The organism is Phaeobacter sp. A36a-5a (assembly GCF_037911135.1).
In the GTDB taxonomy this organism is placed as follows: domain Bacteria; phylum Pseudomonadota; class Alphaproteobacteria; order Rhodobacterales; family Rhodobacteraceae; genus Phaeobacter; species Phaeobacter bryozoorum.
The window spans coordinates 18,711-34,249 of sequence record NZ_JBBLYU010000004.1; the positions used below are offsets into that span (position 1 = coordinate 18,711).

General features: G+C 61.2%; 11 protein-coding genes and 2 pseudogenes. 5 read left to right on the forward strand and 8 right to left on the reverse strand.

Features of this window, described 5'->3' with window-relative positions; all coding sequences use genetic code 11:
- Positions 1-2: 2 nt before the first annotated feature.
- The 3 genes from WLQ66_RS15650 to WLQ66_RS15660 are packed head-to-tail and all read left to right on the forward strand — an operon-like array spanning position 3 to position 1,621.
- Positions 3-380 (forward strand): ExbD/TolR family protein, encoded by a 378-nt coding sequence (locus tag WLQ66_RS15650; protein ID WP_340547270.1) that lies wholly within the window; start codon positions 3-5, stop codon positions 378-380.
- 9 nt (positions 381-389) lie between these two features.
- Positions 390-767 (forward strand): ExbD/TolR family protein, encoded by a 378-nt coding sequence (locus tag WLQ66_RS15655; RefSeq protein ID WP_340547271.1) that lies wholly within the window; start codon positions 390-392, stop codon positions 765-767.
- The gene (locus tag WLQ66_RS15660) at positions 764-1,621 is read left to right on the forward strand and encodes a TonB family protein (protein ID WP_340547272.1); all 858 of its coding nucleotides are present in this window, start codon (positions 764-766) and stop codon (positions 1,619-1,621) included. The genes WLQ66_RS15655 and WLQ66_RS15660 overlap by 4 nt, the downstream gene beginning before the upstream one ends.
- A gap of 374 nt (positions 1,622-1,995) precedes the next feature.
- Here WLQ66_RS15660 and WLQ66_RS15665 read toward each other — a convergent pair whose 3' ends face one another.
- The 6 genes and pseudogenes from WLQ66_RS15665 to WLQ66_RS15690 all read right to left on the reverse strand — a co-directional run bounded on the left by WLQ66_RS15665 (position 1,996) and on the right by WLQ66_RS15690 (position 10,260).
- A complete protein-coding gene (locus tag WLQ66_RS15665) occupies positions 1,996-2,925 on the reverse strand; it encodes an MYG1 family protein (protein WP_340547273.1) in 930 nt (309 codons plus the stop codon).
- A 202-nt stretch (positions 2,926-3,127) separates the two neighbouring features.
- Positions 3,128-3,880 carry a class I SAM-dependent methyltransferase gene (locus tag WLQ66_RS15670; RefSeq protein WP_340547274.1) on the reverse strand — a complete coding sequence of 251 codons (753 nt, stop codon included), beginning with the start codon at positions 3,878-3,880 and terminating at the stop codon, positions 3,128-3,130.
- 133 nt (positions 3,881-4,013) lie between these two features.
- Positions 4,014-4,466, reverse strand: coding sequence for a hypothetical protein (locus WLQ66_RS15675; protein ID WP_340547275.1), 453 nt, complete (start codon positions 4,464-4,466; stop codon positions 4,014-4,016).
- A 70-nt stretch (positions 4,467-4,536) separates the two neighbouring features.
- Positions 4,537-7,875: a M10 family metallopeptidase C-terminal domain-containing protein gene (locus WLQ66_RS15680; RefSeq protein WP_340547276.1), complete on the reverse strand. Its 3,339-nt coding sequence runs from the start codon at positions 7,873-7,875 to the stop codon at positions 4,537-4,539.
- A gap of 528 nt (positions 7,876-8,403) precedes the next feature.
- A pseudogene (locus WLQ66_RS15685) lies at positions 8,404-8,872 on the reverse strand (transposase); the annotation flags it as partial.
- A 184-nt stretch (positions 8,873-9,056) separates the two neighbouring features.
- Positions 9,057-10,260, reverse strand: a pseudogene (locus WLQ66_RS15690) (IS3 family transposase).
- A gap of 142 nt (positions 10,261-10,402) precedes the next feature.
- On the opposite strand from WLQ66_RS15690, the gene WLQ66_RS15695 reads away from it, so the two are divergent.
- Positions 10,403-10,612, forward strand: a complete 210-nt coding sequence (locus WLQ66_RS15695; RefSeq protein ID WP_340547277.1) for a hypothetical protein — start codon at positions 10,403-10,405, stop codon at positions 10,610-10,612.
- Positions 10,613-10,935: 323 nt separating this feature from the next.
- Here WLQ66_RS15695 and WLQ66_RS15700 read toward each other — a convergent pair whose 3' ends face one another.
- A complete protein-coding gene (locus WLQ66_RS15700; RefSeq protein WP_340547278.1) occupies positions 10,936-11,853 on the reverse strand; it encodes a DMT family transporter in 918 nt (305 codons plus the stop codon).
- Positions 11,854-12,680: 827 nt separating this feature from the next.
- The gene (locus WLQ66_RS15705) at positions 12,681-12,992 is read right to left on the reverse strand and encodes an ETC complex I subunit (RefSeq protein ID WP_340547279.1); all 312 of its coding nucleotides are present in this window, start codon (positions 12,990-12,992) and stop codon (positions 12,681-12,683) included.
- Positions 12,993-13,220: 228 nt separating this feature from the next.
- On the opposite strand from WLQ66_RS15705, the gene uvrB reads away from it, so the two are divergent.
- Positions 13,221-15,419 (forward strand): excinuclease ABC subunit UvrB, encoded by a 2,199-nt coding sequence (uvrB, locus tag WLQ66_RS15710; protein WP_340547280.1) that lies wholly within the window; start codon positions 13,221-13,223, stop codon positions 15,417-15,419.
- Positions 15,420-15,539: the final 120 nt, after the last annotated feature.

Here is a 15,539-nt window from a genome sequence, read left to right on the forward strand (position 1 = left end):
CGATGCACCTCACCCAAGCTCAGCGCCCCCGACGCAAACCCAGCCTGACGCCGATGATCGACGTGGTGTTCCTGCTCTTGGTGTTTTTCATGCTGGCCTCCCGCTTTGGCACCGATGCGGTGCTCGACCTGCCGCTTGCGGGTCAGGGCGGCAGCTACAACGGCCCGCCCCGGCTGATCGGCATCGGTGCCGGCAATCTCGATCTCAACGGCCAGCCGGTGGCAGAGAGCAACCTGCCAGCGGCGCTCGCCCTGCTGATGGACAGCCCCGGTGACATGCTGGTGCTGCGCGGGCGCGATCAGGCCGATGTGCAGCGGATCACCGATGTGACCACCCTGCTGCGGCAGGCCGGGTTCAGCAATTTTGTGCTGGTGGACTGAGGAGACCCCGTGGACCTGACCGATCCCCCCCGCCGGATGCGCACGGAATCCATCGTGCCGATGATCAACGTCGTATTTCTGCTGCTGATCTTCTTCCTCATGACCTCGCGGCTCGCCCAGCCTGACCCGTTCGAGGTGACCCCGCCCGCCGCCGCGCTGGAGGGTGAGCCAACATCCGATGCCGTGCTCTTTATCGACGCTACCGGGCGGCTGAACTTCGACGGCCACGAAGGCACCGCCGCGCTCAGCCGACTTGCCGACGCCAGCGGCAAAACCATTCAGCTGCGCGCCGATGCCCGGTTGCCCGCAACCGATCTGGCGCGGATCCTGCGTCAGCTGGCCGCCGCCGGGCTTAGCCGCGCCGAACTGGTGGTGCGCCCACAATGAAACGCGCCGCCGAACTCACTGTCTTTGCCGGGATCGCCACGGTGATTCACGTTGCCCTGTTTGCCAGCGCCCCCAGATCCGGCGCCCAGTCCAGCGGCGCCGGCGGCGATGCTCTCGTCTCGGTTCAGGCCGCCAGCGCCACCGTGGTCGAGATGGTCGAAACCTGGGAGCGCCCGCCGCAGACCCAGCCCCGGATCGACACCGATCTGACCCCGCCACAGACCGCCCCTTCGGCCCCCGTGATACCGCAGTTCGACCTGGCGCAGGCGCCCAGCGCCGCACGGCAGCTCGCGATCAGCCCTCCGCCCCCCGCTGACAGGCTCGACGTCGACAGCGCACCACCGCCGCCGCCGCCAGCGCCACCGCAGACCGTGCCGCGACCACAGCCCGATCCCGATCTGCGCGCCCGCGCGAAACCACGCGCCAAGCCGGAGCCGCAACCGCAAAACGCCCGCAAAGCCGAACAGAGATCATCGGGGCGCGATGCCCAGCGCGCTGCCGGATCGGGCGGCGGCGCCGAGGCGGGTCAGGCGGGCAGCTCCGCAGCCGCCACCGCAGAGGCCGGTCGACAGGCCAAGCTTCAGGCGATCTGGGGGGCCAAGATCCGCGCCCGTATCGAACGGCGCAAACGCTACCCGTCAGGCGCGCGCGGCAACGGGCGGGTGGTGGTGCGTCTCACCGTTGCCCGCAGCGGTCAGCTGATCAGCCACCGGATCGCCAGATCCTCCGGCAATGCCGCGCTGGATCAGGCCGCGCTTCAGGCCGTCGCCCGCGCCGCAAATTTCCCCGCCGCCCCCCGGCAGCTGACGCTTAGCCAGATGACATTCAGCCTGCCGATGGATTTTTCGAAGTAACGGCGCGACCGGCCAAGCGCGCCCTTGTGCAGGTGTGAAACCCTGTCCGCGCCCCGTCGCAGGATCACCGCGCCACCGATGCGCCCGCAGGCCGGCGCCAGTGTCGGTGTCAGTGTCGGTGTCGGCGCCTGTTCGCCTAATCTGTTCGCCTAATCTGGTCGCCCAGTCTGTTAACCTCACAGAAATATCCGTTGCGGTCTTACCAGATATCCGCGCCCGCACGCTCTGCAACGCCCAGAAAAAGTATCAGCCTGCCTGTCTAATTGTTTCGCGCGCGAAACAATTAGACAGGCAGGCTGACCTTTTCCACAGCGCGAGCTGACAACCGGGCTGCCCCAGACACGGACCATGCCGCGCCACCTCGGACCCAAGGTTTACGCCGCAGGCCGCTGTGCCTCAGCCACCGCAAGCTCCGCCATCTCAAGGATCGCCGCGCGGGTGTCGGCCACCGCGATGAACCGGGCGTTGTGGCAGAATTTGGCCCCCTTGACCCCGCAGGCCGCCTCAAGCGCGGCATCGGTCAGCCCGGCCCAGGCCGCAGGCAGATCGGCGCGGCTTTCAAAGCTGTCGCCGCTCTTGCGGATGGTGGTCAGCGTCCAGTCGCTGCTGCGCGGATGGACCACGAACAAGAGATGGTCAGCCCCGGCCGCCTCGACCGCCGCGCGAAAGGGCATTCCCATCGGCAGCTCCAGCACCCGTGCCGCACCTGCGGCCTCGATCGCGCTCAGCACCATGACCTCGGCGCGCCGTTTCGCCGCCCTCCCCCGGACCGCCGCCTCGACAAAGGCGCGCGCCACCGGCAGTGCTGCCAGAAACGCCTGATCATCCGCGCCCTCGCGGCTGTCGTCAAACGCCGGCTTCAGCGTCTCCAGCAGCACCGGCAGCGTCATTCCCGCCAGCGGCCCCGCAACCGAAGGTTCAATCGCGCCATTGTCCAGCAGATCCACCGGCAGCACGAACCCCTGGTCAAAACTGTGGTGGATCACCTCGATATCCGCCTCCGGCACCGCCAGACTGCGCAGGTAATCGCGGCCATAATGCCGCCAGATCAACCCAAAGGAGCTATAGGGCTGGCCATCGTCGCGCAGCGGATTGGGGCGCTGGTGATGATCGAAAACCTGCGCCTCGGCATCATAGGCCCGGCCCACGTCATAGATGATCCGCCCCGCCTGCGGCGTGATCCAGGCCTCCTCACGCGAGCGCAGCAGCGTGGCATCGGGAAACAGCCGCGTCAGAATGACCGAGGACAGCAGTTCATCGGCGTGAAACCCGCCGGAATGGGTCACAAGATGGGTGATGGTCATCAAAGGCGCTCCGCAAGGGCTAACAGGCGTCGGGCACCCGCAAGGCCACCCATCGGTATCAAAGGCGGCGTCGCCATGCGCGCATCATCACACCCCCGGCGCCGCGCCAGGCTCTCCCCCCGGATAGCGCATCGTGCTGGCAAATTACAGGGGCGAAAAACACCCGCAGATCATTGGCTTGATACACCCAGTGGCAGGTCGGCTAGGCGGCGGGTTTGCGGACCTGAATGCGGGTCCACTTCTCGCCGCTCCACAGATCATGCAGCGCGCCGATCTGGCCCAGCAGCGCGCGCTGGGGGACGGCCTCGGCATCGCGCAGGTCGAGGATGATCGCCCCATCGGGTTTGACGCTGTTCTTCCAGAAGGTCTCATAGGTGCTGACCGGATAGTGAAAACCGCAGCTGAGCAGCGACAGCGCCAGATCGACATCTCCGATCCGGTTCGGATCCTCGCGGCCCGGATTCACCGTCGTCACATCCGCCACGCCATTGGCGGTCAGAAACGCCCGCGCGGTGCTGAGACTGCTATAGGCGGCCCCTTCGGCGTCGAAGCCGAAATGGGTTGCCTCATTGTCTTCCAGGTCGATCAGGGTGATCGCGCAGGCAAACTCCCGCGCCAGAAACAGATCAATGAAGCCATAGCCACATCCGATATCCGCGACATGTTTCGGCGCAAGTGTCTCCAGCGTGGGCTTCAGCGCCAGATACTCAAGGTAGAGCACTGAAATCGCGCGTTTCAGCAGCAGATCGCCGCGGCGCGCCACTTCGTCCTGCAACTCCTCCGGCTTGCCCTTGGACCAGCGCCGGATCGGTCGGCCGGGACGGTCCAGATCAAAGAGCACCTCGGACCGCTGAAGCACGGTGTTCAGAATATCGGCCTCGCTGAACATGGACAGATCCAGCGTTTCGACCACGCTGGACTGGGCAACCTCTGTGACACGATCTGCGTTGAACATCCTCGCGCTCCTTGCGTCTTCTGTGGCTCTGCGCTGCTGCCGGGCAGCACATCGGTCTGATACCATGAGACCGCAGATAGCGGTAGGAAAACATCCTTCGCAGGCTTGGACTTATCGCAGGTTCGGCATGCGGTCAGTACATCACCGTGTTGAGCGTGACCTCGGGCCGCTGGCCTGCGGCGAGCTTGGCGCTGCCACGGGCGATCAGCCAGCCATCTTCCCGTTCCAGCCGCGCGACAAGCCGCCGGGCGGTATGGTTCTGCGGCAGCTCTGTCTGCGGCAGGCTGAATGCGATCTGCCGGCTGGCGCCATCGCTGATGAGATCGACCCGCGCCGCAGTGTCATCGGGCGCATCTGCCTGCGACGGATCCGACAGGAAGACGGTGATCCGCCCCTTCGGGATCTTGCCCTCGCCGGCAAAGGTGACAATCCCCTGCACCGCTCCCGGCTGTGCCCGGCCGCGATCAGCGGTGACCACCAGCGCGGTTGCAGCCAGCCCGAGGATCAGCTGACGCCGGTGCAGCGGCTGGATATGGGACCGAGGTTGGGACTGTCTGATAGACTGCGGGGCAAGATAGCGGGGCATGGTGTTTCCTCTCCCGAAACATAGCCGGCACAGGGGGCGCAATCGGCCCCCTGTGCCTGTTCATATCAGATCAGATGATCACAAAATCATCTGATGTCAGCTGTAGCCCGGACTGCAACTGGGCGAACTGGATCGCATCGTCACCGCCCCGACCGTCCGCATCATAGGTCAGCGCACCGCTGGAGGTGTTGTAGACAATCCGGTCCGCCGCATCGAGCGCGGTACCCGAAGCGCTGCTGTGGAAGGCGCCAAAGTCCAGCACACCCTCTGCGCCCACTTCGGTGAAGATCGCGCTGTCCAGCAGGATGGTGTCACTGGCCACATCGAAGTCGCGGATCTCGTCGATATTGTCCGCACCCAGCTCGGTCGAGAAGCGGAAGTAATCGTCTCCCTGACCACCAAAGAGCGTATCCGCCATCAGACCGCCATCCAGCATGTCGTTGCCACGTCCGCCCCTGAGCACATCCTCGCCCGCCTCGCCCGGCTGCGCCGGTGCCGGTGGGAATTCGACCGAGACATTCAGCTCATAGGTGGAGCCTTCAGGCACGCTCTCGGACCAGCCATCGGCGGTATCCGGCGACCAGCTGCCCTCAAGGATGTAGTAGGTACCGGTTTCCTCGACCACAAAGACAGTGCTGGAGTCGCGGTTGCTGGTGGAGCCGGGATCGCCGCCGCCATCATCGTTCTGGGTGACGATATTGCCCTCGCTGTCCAGCAGCCGAACCCAGCTGTCGTGAACATTGGGATCGGCAATCCCGTCGATGTCGATGGTCAGCACGGTGCCCGCCGCCAGATCAATGCGGTAGTAACCACCCGCCCCGTTGCCGGTGGCATTCACTGTGGTGTGCAGCACGCTGGTCGAGTCAAAGATATCCGGGTCCTCGGTCAGCGAGAAGTTATCCGAGATATCAAAGGCGGTTTCGATCGAGTTATTGGTCGCATCCGGACCCAGCGTGGCGTAGCCGGTGCCAAGACCGGGCTGCGGTATCGCATCCGCGGCATCGGCAAAATCCCCCAGCAGGGTGTCATCCCCGTTGCCGCCTTTCAGGGTGTCATTGCCCCCCTGCCCGGTCAGCACATTGTCGGAGCCGTCGCCCTTGATCCGGTCATTGAAACCGGAGCCGGAGATATTCTCGATGGAAACATAGGTGTCACCCGCGGTCTTGCCATTGGCCATGTTCAGCTTCACGCCACGGGTCGCATTGGCGTAGTCGGCCGTATCGCTGCCCGCGCCGCCATCAAGCAGGTCCGCCCCGCCACCGCCGGTCAGAACATCGTCGCCGGCACCGCCGCTCAGGGTGTTTTCGCCATCCGAGCCGATCAGGTGATCGTCATGGAGCGAGCCAACCGCGTTTTCCACATCCACGATGATGTCATGACGGATCGTGGTGCCGCGTCCGACGATCTGCACCGGTCCGTCAGCGTCGCCGCCACGGGCTGTGCCGTTTTCCAGATCGACAGTCACCCCGACCGAGCTGGTGGTATAAACCACGGTATCCACGCCTGCGCCGCCGTCGAGATAATCCTGACCGCTGCCGCCGATCAGAACGTCGTCGCCGTCCTCACCATAGAGCATGTCACCGTCGTTGCCGCCATCCAGCGTGTCGTCACCGCCGCCGCCATTGAAGACATCGCCGCCGCCCTGACCCCAGAAATGGTTGTTGTCGGAGGTGCCGATAAACCGGTCGATCCGGTCATCCGAGCCGATCAGGTTTTCAATGCTGTAGAAGGTATCGCCCGAAGCGGTGCCCCCGCTGGCCACATTGGTTTCCAGGTTGACCAGCAGCTGGAACGGGCTTTCCTGGCTGAAATCAACGGTGTCGATCCCTGCCCCGCCGCGGAACACATCGGCCCCCGCCTGACCGCGCAACAGGTCGTTGCCATCGCCGCCGTCCAGCAGGTCGTCGCCCGCTCCGCCGTTGATGGTATCATTGCCATCGCCGCCATAAAGCGCGTCATTGCCATCGTCGGTTTCGGTCTGATCCTCAAGGTCAGCAATATCAATGGTGTTGTTGATGTCGCGGCTGGCCAGCGTATCGCGCCCGCCAATGATCAGATCATCGCCACCAAGGCCAAAGATGGTGTTGCCACCGGCACCGCCATCCAGCGTCTCATTGCTGTCATCCCCGATGATCAGACTGTCCAGCGCGTCGGTTGGCCCCTCGTTCGGCGCATCCGGCGCGTCGCTGCCCGGTGTTCCCGGCGTGCCGCCCGCGTAGATGATGGTCTCCACATTGGCGATGTCGCCCAGATCCAGCCCATCGGCCACCACGATCACGGTGTCATTGCCGCCGTTTTCTTCCTCGCGAACGATATCATCAATGGAATCAACGAAATAGACGTCATCTCCGCCATTGCCGGCCATGCGGTCATTGCCCGCGCGCCCGTCCAGAACATTGTCGCCGTCATTGCCGATCAGGATATCGTCGTAGCTGCTGCCGATCCCTGTCTCGATGTAATATTCAGTCTGATCCGCGTTGTGCCCGGCAAAGATCGACACATTGTTGTTGTGCCCGTTGACGCTGGAAAACTCACCGGCACGCAGGTCCAGAATGGTGCTGGCGGTGGAACCGGAGAAATCGATGGTGTCATCGCCGCCGGTGTCATGGATCACAAAACCGATATCGTGCTGCGGCCCGTCCTCGGTCAGCAGGTAGCCGTATTCGCTGCTGTTGAAGCCATAGGTATTGTCATCGGTATTGAGGTTGATGGTCTGATATGTCCGCACGCCCTCATCATCGACGGTGGAGAAATAGCGGCGAATGATCGCCTCGATATCACCCATAAGCGGGGTCACCGCTGACCAGCGCGTATCCTCACCCACGTCGATACCATCGAAATAGGACATGACGCTGTATTGCTGACGGTCATAGGTCCAGGTCGCATTGTTCAGATAGTTGATCTGCACGCCGCCGGGGCCGCTGTAGTTATAAAGACCGGGGTGGTTCAGGCCGAATTCATGGCCGAACTCATGCACAAAGGTATCAAAGACATAGCCGCCAAGGTCGGTGATATTCGGCTCGGTATCGTGGAAGCGCTGGCCGACGCTGACATAGCGGTCGCTGGAAAAGGCGCTGCCGTCATTTTGTTCGCCGATTTCCGGGCTGACAACCTCCATCCAGTGCACATCGGCATCAAAGGGGGCGTCATCGACGATCTCAAATTGCAAAGGCGTGACTGCGGACCACATCTCCAGCGCGCCGATGGCCGCCTCTTTGTAGCTGGGGTGATCATTCAGCCCGGTCAGGTTGATCACCAGCGGTTCAGCGGCGATTTCCGGCGTCAGGCTGCGTCCCAGCGCACCCAGATAATCGAGAAACCCCTCGTAATCCTCGCTTTTGCCAAAGGGGTTCTCCGGCGTTTGATCATTGGTCCACCAGTCTGTGCTGGTCTCGGTTGATGTTGGCATGTTGGCCTCCCTGTCATTCAACCCAATCGTTCAACCCCGAGTAGTCAGATATGATGGGCAAAATTCACCCGTAGCCCTCCGCAGGCATGTCGGAGCGCCCGGGCCGCCATCGGCTGACCTCGGAGATTATAGATATATTGGTTTCGTGCCCTGATCGTTTCCGAATTGAATGATCGTTCAACTCACTATTTTTGGTGAGTTTTTCGACACTCCTTGGTTTCGGCAAAAGCTGGCCCATTGACGTCGGGGCATGAGCGAAGTTGTGCGGACAGTTGCAAGGGCCGCAGAACCGCGCAGAACGGCGAATTGACAGGTGACCGCCGTTCCGCTGATCGAATCAATCATAGGTAGCACAGCTGACGCCCACAGCATGGCCCCGCCCCAGCCCTGCCGCTCCACGACCGGGCCGGCACGCCGGTAACCGGACCGCAGGCCTCCTCTGCCATCGGGGGGGCTGATTTGGGCCGCCGGATAAGCTCTGTTGCACAAATCATGTGAAGGGGGCGCTTCCCCTTTCCCCGGACGGACTTACCCTACGGGCACTGTGACGGGTATGCCAAGGGCGGTGTAGCTGTTTAGAACCGCGATCCGGATTTGGTGTCCAGCCACCTGTCGGTCGAAGTCTCGTGAGGCGATGCGTACGCCGAAGGATTTCAGACATCGCATCTTTGCCTCGATCCGACTTCGGGCATGATAGCCGGTCCATCGCTTCCAGATGGCCCGCCCGAGGTGCCGGGTGGCGCGCAGGATCCCGTTGCGAGCCGTTGCGGCCGGACAGTCTTCCTTCCAAAGACGCTCGTTCTTGCGGATAGGGATGACGGCGGCGGCGCCTCGATCCAGGATGGCCGTATGGCAGCGGCGCGTGTCGTAGGCGCCATCCCTTGCCCGGCAGTGCATGTCTACATGCACGAGAAGGCGGTCACGGTGCAGATCTGTTCCTCTGGCGGGACTGGCTCAGCAGTTCGGGCAGGGCCGGACTGTCGCCTTTGTCGCTGGAAGGGTTTTGTTGCACAAATCATCTGAGGGATTCACTGTTTGAATCCAGAGTGATAGCTGACGGGCATGAGCAGTTGGTCCCTCAGATGATTTGTGCAACAAAACCGTGACAACCTCAAATCAATGCCTATTAAATGAAGGCAAAGTGAGCTACTCCCCAATCGTTGGACAGCTTTCGGCGTAACTTAAGCTACTCTCTGCTCCTGCTGACCTGTTTGGGTTTCGTCTTTTCTCAGCCAATAAACCACGGCCGGAGGTTTGCCACCAAGGGCGGAATGGGGGCGTTTGCGGTTGTAGAATTCGACCCACTTGCCGACGCCCACCTTTGCTTCTGATCCTGTTTCCCATGCGTGCAAGTAGACGCACTCGTATTTCAGGCTGCGCCAGAGCCGTTCGACAAAGATATTGTCGAGGAACCGACCCTTGCCATCCATCGAGATGCGCACGCCGGAGCGGCGCAGACGATCTGTCCAGGCAAAGGACGTGAATTGGCTCCCCTGGTCGGTGTTCATGATCTCTGGCGGGCCGAAGCGGTGGATCGCCTCATTCAGAGCCTCGACACAGAAGTCGGCTTCCAGCGTGTTCGAGATGCGCCAGGCCAGAACCTTGCGGGTATGCCAGTCCATGATCGCTACCAGATACAAGAAGCCCCGTCGCATTGGCTGGCAGGTGATGTCTGCGGCCCAGACCTGGTTGGGCCGGTCGACGCGCAACCCTCGCAACAAGTAGGGATACGTCTTGTGGCCCTTCGCCGCCTTGCCCCCTCTCGCACATGCTTTGCATGTACTGTCAGGCAGCGGGTGTTGGGCTTTTGGCAGATCGGCATCAAGCCCATGAGCCGCATCAACCGTCTGATCCGTTTCGCGTTCACCAGAAGGCCTTCGTTGCGAAGATGCCAAGTCATCTGCCGAACACCGAAGAACGGCGTTTCCAGAAACTGCTCGCCGATCAGGCGCATTAGCGCCAGGTTCAGCACCGTCTCGCCCTTGGGCTGATAATAAAACGAAGACCGCGGGATCGACAGCAGCTTGCATTGCTTGCCAATGGGCAGATTGGCATTGGCATTGGCATTGGCAGGTCCGATCATTTTCCGCCTCACTTGCCGATCCAGGGTTTGAGCTTTCGTGACAAAAAATCGTTGGCAACGGCCAGCTCCCCGATCTTGGCGTGCAATTCTTTGACCTGCTCTTCATCAATCTCCGGGGTTCTCTTGCCGCCACGCTCGAATACGCCGGACGCGCCCTCCAGGAGCGCCCGCTTCCAGCTATGGATCATTGTCGGATGAACGCCAAATTGGCTTGCCAGCTCAGCGACAGTCCGCTCGCCCTTCAAAGCCTCAAGCGCGACCTTGGCCTTGAACTTAGGCGAATGGTTCTTCCGTTTCGACATCTCTGATCTCCTCTGCGTCGAAGATCAACAGACAGCAAATTGTAGCTTACGTCAGTGTCCGATTTTCGGGGAGTAGCTCAACCATGGTTACTTCCCTCAATTTGGATTGATGTACCCCGAACTAAACCGTGGGTTTTCTTTGTTGGATCGCGATCACAAGGTATTGGATGCGGCACTGGATGGCACGCAAGCAGCACTGACCCAGCTAAACGATCCCGTGGTCACACGCGACCAACTGGCAGGCTTGCATAAGGGTGGCCAAGCATTGGATAATATCCTCAACCGCCATATCTGGGATGAAGAAGAAGTCATTATCCCAATTTTTTTTGCGGCATGGATAAGTGGTCATTGAGCTCGCTTACGTGAAGGTCGGCACCGTCCGCGTCTCGCTTGTCGACCAGCTGCGCAGCGAAAGGACGGTTCGGATTTTCGCCCTCAGATTTGCTTTCAATGACCGTTCTGGCGGCATCGGCTGCATCGCAGCGACCAACCTGCCGCACTTGCGAGCATATGCTGCGCCAGCAATAGCCGCGTGAGCAAAAGGCAGTTTTGTCCCGCATTTGTGAATTCGCCACCTCTGAGATTTCGCGGGTACGGCGAAAGTCCGGAATGACGGGCTGCACCCCAGCGGTGGAAGGTGATGATCAACGGCGGCTCTGGGCCGTGGTTCCTATTCTAAGGTGCGGTGATGGGCGGTGGTTTTCTTCGCTTGCCCGACAGCGCATTGCCCGCAATCGCCGCAAGCAGAACAGCACCTCCAATCAGGGTATTTACAGTCGCGGTTTCCCCTAGAAACAGCCAGACCCAGAGTGGGCCGAGTAGCACCTCGGCTAATGACAGCAGGGCGAGCTCTGCCGCAGGAAGGCTGCGCGACCCCAGCGTGTAGAGGATCAGACCAGCGCTGACCTGAAACACGCCCATGGCCATGGCGATCCCGCCGTCATTGGGGCTCAGAACTAGCGAGAGATCGAGGCCAAAGCAGATCGCCAAGGTGATGGCGATGGCGAAGATGCCCGACAGGAAAACTGCTGGCAGCATTTCCCCTGTTCGCCCCCATCGCAGCGCCACAGTGAAGACCGCAAACCCGAATGCTGATCCAAGCGCGGCGAGGCTGCCCTTCAGAGCGACGCCTCCGGATTTATCGGCGACCATGATCCCGATTCCGCCGATTGCGACGGCGATCGCTATCCAGGTTGCAGCGCGGACGGGTTCCTGCAACACAAACCATCCGAGCACCGCAGCCATAAACGGTGCTGTCGCAAACAGAAGCATTGCATTTGCGACCGAGGTGTTCTGGATCGCGTAGATGCCCCCGGAATAGGCCGCAACCAACGAAAGCCCTGCGATGATAGCAGGGGCACCATTGCGGCGGATCTGAACAAAGGGGCTTTCGCCAGACCGCACGCGGATAAGCACGTACAAAAAGAGCGACATGCTGATCGAACGATAGAGCAGTATCTGCCACACGACAGCATCTTCGATCAGGCGAATGCCAAGGCCGACGGTTGACCACAGCATACCCGCCGCAAATACGAAGAGCGCACCGTACTTGTGGGCATCCGCGTTGGGAGATGTTGGCGCTAAGGATGTCATGTTAGGCCGATCAATAAAGTCATCTCGTTGAGGCTAGCGAGTTGGTGAGTGCATTAACCATCAATTTGCGACATTCACGCGGTTGGTCTCTCGCGGCCTTGGACACCCTAGGCTGCCAGGTGACTTACGAATGGCCGCTATGGTGAAGCTGCGCCGCCGCATTAGGTAACAACGGCAAAGTCCGGTTCGGGCCGGTCAGTCAGGTCCCGCCACCCTCTGGACCTGACTTTGCAAAGCCCGCTTTCTGCGCTTCGCGGTCCCCTTGGTGCCGACCTCAGCATCAGCCAAGGCTGCCACGTCTCTCTGCATGGCAACTATGGGGTCTGAAGGGATTTTTGCGCCTGCAACAGGCCGAAGCTGCGCCAAGCACGAATGTGTAAAGCAGCCCTTGGGTACGGCTCCGCCTCATAGAGGCGCTGAGCAATGAGGCAAACTGCAGACCAATCGTGCTTACCGCCGATCAGGAGCAGTCTGTCGCAAGAGAGGGCGCCGATGCTGACAAGGCATGGGTGTTACTGAGCCGCTTTATCAGATGATCTGCCGAAGTTTTGGTGTAAATCCTAAGCTTTGCTTGACGTTCACGACTGTGAATTGATCAGGTTTCGAACCCAAAAAGGCACCCACTGGGTCGACTTGTATCCTCAGAAAATTGCGTCTGCCGGGTCTTGTGGACCATCCGGCCGCAACTTGATCCCGATTTACAACTGCCGCCACAGCTTCGTCAGAAATAGACAGGGCACCCAGTGAGCACTCTACATGTTGATTGGAGCTCGACTTCGCGACATCCTTGCCCCAATTCCGAGACAACTTTGCCCCGATTTACAACCCTAGTGCGTCCAGGGGGCGCGGCGGTTGGTGGCGAAGTTTTCGCCGTAGCCGCCCGCCCGGATGTTGGCCTTGCGGGTCTTTGGTTCGGTCACGATGGCGTCGATGCCATTGGCCTCGGCGTATTCCAGCGCCGCTTCCTTGGTGTCGAACCGCAGGCGGACCTGGCTTTGGGTGTCATGTGAGGAGGTCCAGCCCATCAGCGGATCCACTTCCCGCGCGCTGGTGGGCACGAAATCCAGGACCCATTTGCGGGTCTTGGCCATACCGGAGGTCATGGCATTCTTGGCTGGCCGATAAATCCGCGCTCGCATGGGATATCTCCTCTCAGATCTCTGCCCCCTATATGCGCTGAACCCTGATCACGGGCAAGGTGGCAAATGCCGCAGATTGCACGGGTTTGGCAGGAAAAACCGGGATTTCCACCCTCAGCGACCGGCATTTTGCGCCGCTGCGAAGCCATCGCCGGGCGCGGGGTGGAAAAAGCCCCTTGAATAAGAACAAAAACAGACCAATCTCTGCCCCCAGCAGGAGAGAGCCATATGCCATACGCCCATTCCGACAAATCCATGCCGATGATGGCCGACCGCGCGCCGCAGCAGCGTCCCAAGCTGGAAGGCGGGCGGAAATTTGTCATGCACACCGAGTTCGATCCGGCGGGCGACCAGCCCACCGCCATCAAGGAACTCTCCGAAGGTGTGCTGGAGGGCGAGCGCAATCAGGTGCTGCTGGGCGCCACCGGCACCGGCAAGACCTTTACCATGGCGAAGGTGATCGAGGAGACCCAGCGCCCGGCCATTATTCTTGCCCCAAACAAGACGCTGGCGGCGCAATTATACGGCGAATTCAAAGGCTTCTTTCCCGAAAACTCGGTCGAATACTTCGTCTCCTTCTACGACTATTACCAGCCGGAGGCCTATGTCGCGCGCTCTGACACCTATATCGAGAAGGAAAGCCAGATCAACGAACAGATCGACCGGATGCGCCACTCAGCGACCCGTGCACTGCTGGAACGGGACGATGTGATCATCATCGCGTCGGTCTCCTGCATCTACGGTATCGGTTCGGTCGAGACCTATTCGGCGATGACGCAGGACCTGAAGGTCGGCGACGAATATGACCAGCGGCAGGTGATGGCCGATCTGGTTGCCCAGCAGTACAAGCGCAACGATCAGGCGTTTCAGCGCGGCTCCTTCCGGGTGCGCGGCGATTCGCTGGAGATTTTCCCGGCCCACCTTGAGGATCGCGCCTGGCGGCTGTCCTTCTTTGGCGAGGAGCTGGAAGGCATCACCGAGTTCGACCCGCTCACCGGGGAAAAGACCGGCAGCTTCGACCAGATCCGGGTCTATGCGAATTCGCATTACGTGACGCCGAAACCAACGCTGAAACAGGCGGTGATCTCGATCAAGGAAGAGCTGAAAATGCGGCTCGACCAGCTGGTTGGTGAGGGCAAGCTGCTGGAGGCGCAGCGGCTGGAACAGCGCACCAATTTTGACATTGAAATGCTGGAAGCCACCGGCCATTGCAACGGGATCGAGAATTATTCGCGCTATCTGACGGGCCGCGCACCGGGCGAGCCGCCGCCGACCCTGTTTGAATTCATTCCCGACAATGCCATTGTTTTTGCGGATGAATCCCATGTCTCCGTGCCGCAGATCGGCGGCATGTACAAAGGCGACCATAGGCGCAAATTCACCCTCGCGGAACATGGTTTCCGCCTGCCATCGTGCATGGACAACCGTCCCCTCAAATTCGAGGAATGGGACGCGATGCGTCCGCAGTCGGTGTTTGTTTCCGCCACGCCCTCGGCCTGGGAAATCGAACAGTCCGGCGGCGTCTTTGCCGAGCAGGTGATCCGCCCCACCGGCCTTCTGGATCCGCAGGTGGAGATCCGACCGGTCTCGATGCAGGTGGATGATCTGCTGGACGAGGTGCGCCGTGTCACCGCCGATGGGTTCCGCACCCTTGTGACCACGCTGACCAAACGCATGGCCGAGGACCTGACCGAATACCTGCACGAACAGGGCATCAAGGTGCGCTACATGCACTCCGACATCGACACGCTGGAGCGGATCGAGATCCTGCGCGATCTGCGGCTTGGCGCTTTTGACGTGCTCATTGGCATCAACCTTTTGCGCGAGGGGCTGGATATTCCCGAATGCGGATTGGTCGCGATTCTCGATGCCGACAAGGAGGGTTTCCTGCGCTCGGAGACCTCGCTGATCCAGACCATTGGCCGCGCCGCGCGGAACGCCGAGGGCCGCGTCATCATGTATGCCGATCGGATCACCGGCTCGATGGAGCGCGCGCTTGGTGAGACCAACCGCCGCCGTGACAAGCAGATCGCCTATAACCTTGAACATGGCATCACGCCCGCGACGGTGAAAAAGAACGTCGAGGATGTGCTGGCCGGTCTTTATGCGGGCGATGTGGATATGAACCGCGTGACCGCAACCCTCGACAAACCGATGCACGGCGCCAATCTGGAGGCCCATCTGGCCGGGCTGCGCGAACAGATGCGCAAGGCGGCGGAGAACCTGGAGTTCGAGGAGGCAGCCCGGCTGCGCGACGAGGTCAAACGGCTGGAAGCGGTGGATCTGGCGATTTCCGACGATCCGCTGGCGCGGCAGTCCGCCGTCGAAGCCGCATCGGAGGCGGCGGTCAAATCACGGGGCCGGTCCACTGCGGGCAAGGCCGGGACACGGGCCTATCGCGGCAAATCGCAGAAGAAATTTTCATAGGTGCCCACCGTTGCGGCGCGGCCTCGGCCCGGTCCGCAGCACCGGCGACCGGATAGGGGTCCAAAACGAAAATACCCCCCGCAAATGCGGGGGGCAGTGAATGCCGGGTCACAGGCGGAC

Excerpts from the sequence above, each read along its gene's own strand:
- WLQ66_RS15650 (WP_340547270.1), top strand. The coding sequence starts at position 3 with ATGCACCTCACCCAAGCTCAGCGCCCCCGACGCAAACCCAGCCTGACG.
- WLQ66_RS15660 (WP_340547272.1), top strand. The coding sequence starts at position 764 with ATGAAACGCGCCGCCGAACTCACTGTCTTTGCCGGGATCGCCACGGTG.
- WLQ66_RS15665 (WP_340547273.1), bottom strand. The coding sequence starts at position 2,925 with ATGACCATCACCCATCTTGTGACCCATTCCGGCGGGTTTCACGCCGAT.
- WLQ66_RS15670 (WP_340547274.1), bottom strand. The coding sequence starts at position 3,880 with ATGTTCAACGCAGATCGTGTCACAGAGGTTGCCCAGTCCAGCGTGGTC.
- WLQ66_RS15675 (WP_340547275.1), bottom strand. The coding sequence starts at position 4,466 with ATGCCCCGCTATCTTGCCCCGCAGTCTATCAGACAGTCCCAACCTCGG.
- WLQ66_RS15680 (WP_340547276.1), bottom strand. The coding sequence starts at position 7,875 with ATGCCAACATCAACCGAGACCAGCACAGACTGGTGGACCAATGATCAA.
- WLQ66_RS15700 (WP_340547278.1), bottom strand. The coding sequence starts at position 11,853 with ATGACATCCTTAGCGCCAACATCTCCCAACGCGGATGCCCACAAGTAC.
- WLQ66_RS15705 (WP_340547279.1), bottom strand. The coding sequence starts at position 12,992 with ATGCGAGCGCGGATTTATCGGCCAGCCAAGAATGCCATGACCTCCGGT.
- uvrB (WP_340547280.1), top strand. The coding sequence starts at position 13,221 with ATGCCATACGCCCATTCCGACAAATCCATGCCGATGATGGCCGACCGC.